We start from the raw sequence: 4,507 nt of genomic DNA, 5'->3' as shown, positions 1-4,507 counted from the left end.
GGCCCGCGCCGCCGAAGCCCTGCGCCAGGCCGAACGGCGGGCCTGTTCGGCCTGGCGCAGGGCTTCGGCGGCGCGGGCCTGTTCGGCGAGGCGGGCGGCTTCGGCGGCGCGGGCCTGTTCGGCGAGACGCTGGAGTTCGGCCTGACGGGCTTCTTCCGCGAGCCGGGCCTCTTCGGCGCGTTGGATTTCGGCTTCCGCTTCGGCGAGGAGACGGGCCTCTTCGGCGAGGCGGGCTTCTTCCTCACGAAGCTGGGCCTCTTCCGCGAGGCGGATCTCTTCGGCGATGCGGGCGGCTTCCTCCGCACGGAGCCGGGCTTCCTCAGCGAGGCGGGCCTCTTCCGCTGCGCGCAACCGGGCTTCTTCCGCGCGGCGGGCCTCTTCGGCCAGTCGAGCCGCTTCCGCGAGGCGGGCCTCTTCTTCGAGCCGAGCCTCTTCGGCGAGGCGGGCTTCTTCGGCGAGGCGAAGCCGCTCTTCCTCCGCCAGTCGCGCTGCTTCCTGGATGCGAGCCTCTTCGGCTACGCGCGCTTCTTCTTCGGCACGAAGACGCGCCTCCTCCGCGAGGCGGATCTCTTCAGCGAGTCGGGCCTCCTCCTCCGCGCGAAGCCGGGCCTCTTCGGCGAGACGGATCTCTTCCGCGAGGCGGGCCTCCTCTGCGAGACGGATCTCTTCCGCGAGGCGGGCCTCCTCTGCGAGACGGATCTCTTCCGCGAGGCGGGCGGCCTCCTCCGCGCGAAGCCGGGCCTCCTCCGCGAGCCGAGCCTCCTCTGCGAGCCGAGCTTCCTCTGCGAGCCGAGCCTCCTCTGCGAGCCGAGCCTCCTCCGCGAGGCGGGCCTCTTCCTCTGCACGAAGCCGAGCCTCCTCCGCAAGTCGAGCCTCTTCCGCGAGCCGAGCTTCTTCAATCGCCCGAAGCCGCTCCTTCTCAGCGAGGCGAGCCTCTTCCTCAGCGCGAAGCCGAGCCTCTTCCGCAAGTCGAGCCTCTTCCGCGAGCCGAGCTTCTTCAATCGCCCGAAGCCGCTCCTCTTCAGCGAGTCGAGCCTCCTCAGCGAGCCGAGCCTCCTCCGCGAGCCGAGCCTCTTCGGCCAAGCGCGCCTCTTCGGCGAGGCGGGCTTCCTCTGCGAACCGAGCCTCCTCCTCGGCACGAAGCCGCACTTCTTCGGCGAGGCGAGCCTCTTCCTCAGCGCGAAGCCGAGCCTCTTCGGCGAGTCGGGCTTCTTCGGCGAGGCGGGCCTCTTCAGCGAGCCGAGCCTCTTCAGCGAGGCGGGCCTCTTCAGCGAGGCGGGCCTCTTCGGCCAGTCGTGCTTCTTCCTCGGCACGAAGCCGAGCCTCCTCAGCGAGGCGGGCCTCCTCCTCGGCACGAAGCCGCACTTCTTCGGCCTGGCGCGCCGCTTCTGCGAGTCGGGCCTCTTCAGCGAGCCGAGCCTCTTCCGCGAGCCGAGCTTCCTCTGCGAGCCGAGCTTCCTCTGCGAGCCGAGCCTCTTCCTCTGCACGAAGACGCGCCTCTTCTGCGAGCCGAGCTTCCTCTGCGAGCCGAGCCTCTTCGGCGAGTCGAGCCTCTTCGGCGAGTCGAGCCTCTTCGGCCAGTCGTGCTTCTTCCTCGGCACGAAGACGCGCCTCCTCAGCGAGGCGGGCCTCTTCAGCGAGACGGGCCTCTTCAGCGAATCGAGCCTCTTCCGCGAGCCGCGCCTCTTCAGCGAGTCGAGCTTCCTCCGCCGCGCGAAGCCGAGCCTCTTCGGCCAGTCGAGCTTCCTCCGCCGCGCGAAGCCGAGCCTCATCTGCGAGTCGGGCTTCTTCAGCGAGACGAGCCGCTTCCTCAGCGCGAAGCCGGGCCTCCTCTGCGAGACGAGCCTCCTCCTCAAGCCGCGCCTCTTCGGCCAGTCGTGCTTCTTCCTCGGCACGAAGGCGAGCTTCTTCCGCGAGACGCGCCTCCTCAGCGAGGCGGGCCATTTCTTCCGCACGAAGTCGGGCCTCTTCGGCCAAGCGCGCCTCTTCGGCCAGGCGCGCCTCTTCCTCAGCACGAAGACGAGCTTCTTCAGCGAGGCGGATCTCTTCAGCGAGGCGGGCCTCTTCCGCGAGCCGAGCCTCCTCAGCGAGCCGAGTCTCTTCTTCAGCACGACGCCGAGTCTCTTCTTCAGCACGACGCCGAGCCTCTTCTGCAAGCCGGGCCTCATCAGCAAGGCGAGCCTCTTCAGCGAGGCGGGCGTCTTCTTCAGCACGAAGCCGAGCCTCTTCGGCGAGGCGGGCTTCCTCTGCGAACCGAGCCTCCTCCTCGGCACGAAGCCGCGCTTCTTCGGCGAGGCGAGCCTCTTCCTCGGCACGAAGCTGGGCCTCTTCGGCGAGGCGGGCTTCTTCCTCAGCCTCCTCGCGAAGCCGCTCTTCCTCCGCGCGAAGTTGAGCCTCCTCAGCGAGCCGGATCTCTTCGGCGATGCGGGCGGCTTCCTCCGCACGGAACCGGGCTTCCTCTGCGAGCCGAGCCTCTTCCGCTTCACGAAGCCGAGCTTCTTCCGCGAGCCAGGCTTCTTCCTCAGCACGAAGCCGTTCTTCCTCCGCGAGGCGAGCCTCTTCGGCTACGCGCGCCTCTTCCTCGGCACGAAGACGGGCTTCCTCCACGAGCCACGCGGCTTCGGCAAGTCGGGCCTCCTCCGCAGCGCGAAGTCGAGCCTCTTCCGCGAGCCGAGCCTCTTCCGCGAGCCGAGCCTCTTCCGCGAGCCGAGCCTCTTCCGCGAGTCGAGCCTCTTCCGCGAGCCGAGCCTCTTCGGCCAGTCGTGCTTCTTCCTCGGCACGAAGACGCGCCTCCTCAGCGAGGCGGGCCTCCTCAGCGAGGCGGGCCTCTTCAGCGAGGCGGGCCTCTTCAGCGAATCGAGCCTCTTCCGCGAGCCGAGCCTCTTCGGCCAGTCGTGCTTCTTCCTCGGCACGAAGACGCGCCTCCTCAGCGAGGCGGGCCTCTTCTTCAGCACGAAGACGCGCCTCCTCAGCGAGCCGAGCCTCCTCTGCAAGCCGAGCCTCCTCTACGAGCCGAGCCTCCTCTACGAGCCGAGCCTCCTCTGCGAGGCGGACCTCCTCAGCGATCCGGGCCTCTTCTGCAAGACGGGCCTCCTCCTCGGCGCGAAGCCGGGCCTCTTCAGCGAGTCGAGCCTCTTCAGCGAGTCGGGCCTCTTCAGCGAGTCGGGCCTCTTCAGCGAGCCGGGCCTCTTCAGCGAGCCGGGCCTCTTCAGCGAGCCGGGCCTCTTCAGCGAGCCGGGCCTCTTCAGCGAGCCGGGCCTCTTCCGCCAGCCGCGCCTCTTCAGCGAGCCGGGCCTCTTCAGCGAATCGAGCCTCTTCCGCGAGCCGAGCCTCTTCAGCCAGACGAGCCTCTTCAGCGAGCCGAGCCTCTTCAGCGAGCCGGGCCTCTTCAGCGAGCCGGGCCTCTTCCGCGAGCCGGGCCTCTTCAGCGAGCCGAGCCTCCTCCGCCAGCCGCGCCTCTTCCGCGAGCCGAGCCTCCTCCGCCAGCCGAGCCTCCTCCGCCAGCCGAGCCTCCTCCGCCAGCCGAGCCTCTTCAATCGCTCGAAGCCGGGCCTCCTCCGCCAGCCGTGCTTCCTCAATCGCCTGAAGCCGAGCCTCCTCCGCCACCCGCTCCGCCTCGATGCGCGCAAGCTCCGCCAGCCGCGCCTCTTCCGCGAGCCGGGCCTCCTCCGCCACCCGCTCCGCCTCGATGCGCGCGAGCTCCGCCACCCGCTCCGCCTCGATGCGCGCGAGTTCCGCCAGCCGCGCCTCTTCCGCCCGCCGCTCCGCCTCCTCGCGCCGGCGCGCCTCCTCGATGCCCCAGGCCTCCTCCTCCGCCTGCCGCAGCTCCTCCTCGCGCCGCAGCCGCTCGCGCTCCTCCCAGTCCTCCACCGACAGGGCCTCGATGCGGCCCTCGCGCTCCAGCACGCGCAAGAGCGCCTGCTGTGCCCCCGTCAGCGCCTCCGGCTGCCGGAACGCCCCCAACGTCTCCAGGAGCTGCCGCTCGGACGCATCCGTCAGCCACGGCTCGCAGGCGGCCACCTCCGGACACCGGTACACCCTCGCGGGCACCGCCTCGCTCGGGGTCGGCTCCAGCGCCGCTCGCACCACCCTCACACCCGCGATGGGCGCGAAGTCCCTCGCCGCCTCCACCGCCTCCGCCGCGAAGTCCGCGCGCTCCGCCAGCTCGCTCAAGCGCCGCACCTGCGCGAGCACCTGCTGCTCGTGCACCACCGCCGGCTTCAGCCCGCTGTCCTCCAGCAACTCCTCGTCCGGCGCCCCCGCCCCACCCCGCGCCCACAGGGCATCCAGGGCGTCCACGCCCAACAGCCCGTTCTGGAAGAGCGCCTGCGCCGGACTCTGGTAGCCGAAGCCCAGCCTCGCGCCCACGAGGTCGCCCTCGCGCAGCCAGAGCGCGGACTCACGCCCTCCGGCATGCAGCGTCAGCCGGCCGGTGGCGCGGGACTTGTGGGCGGCATACAGCGCTTCGGCGACCTGCGAGGCGGACATTCTGCCCCGGAGTGTAGCC

1 pseudogene is annotated in these 4,507 nt (G+C 70.6%); it reads right to left on the bottom strand.

The annotated features are described in order from the left end of the window. Nucleotides 1–4,488 (bottom strand): annotated as a pseudogene (locus D7X12_RS45670) (hypothetical protein); the annotation flags it as partial. Nucleotides 4,489–4,507 lie beyond the last annotated feature (19 nt).

It is taken from the genome of Corallococcus sicarius (genome assembly GCF_003611735.1).
In the GTDB taxonomy this organism is placed as follows: Bacteria; Myxococcota; Myxococcia; order Myxococcales; family Myxococcaceae; genus Corallococcus; species Corallococcus sicarius.
Note: the sequence above shows the minus strand (reverse complement) of the source record. Positions and strands in the feature narration are given on the sequence as shown.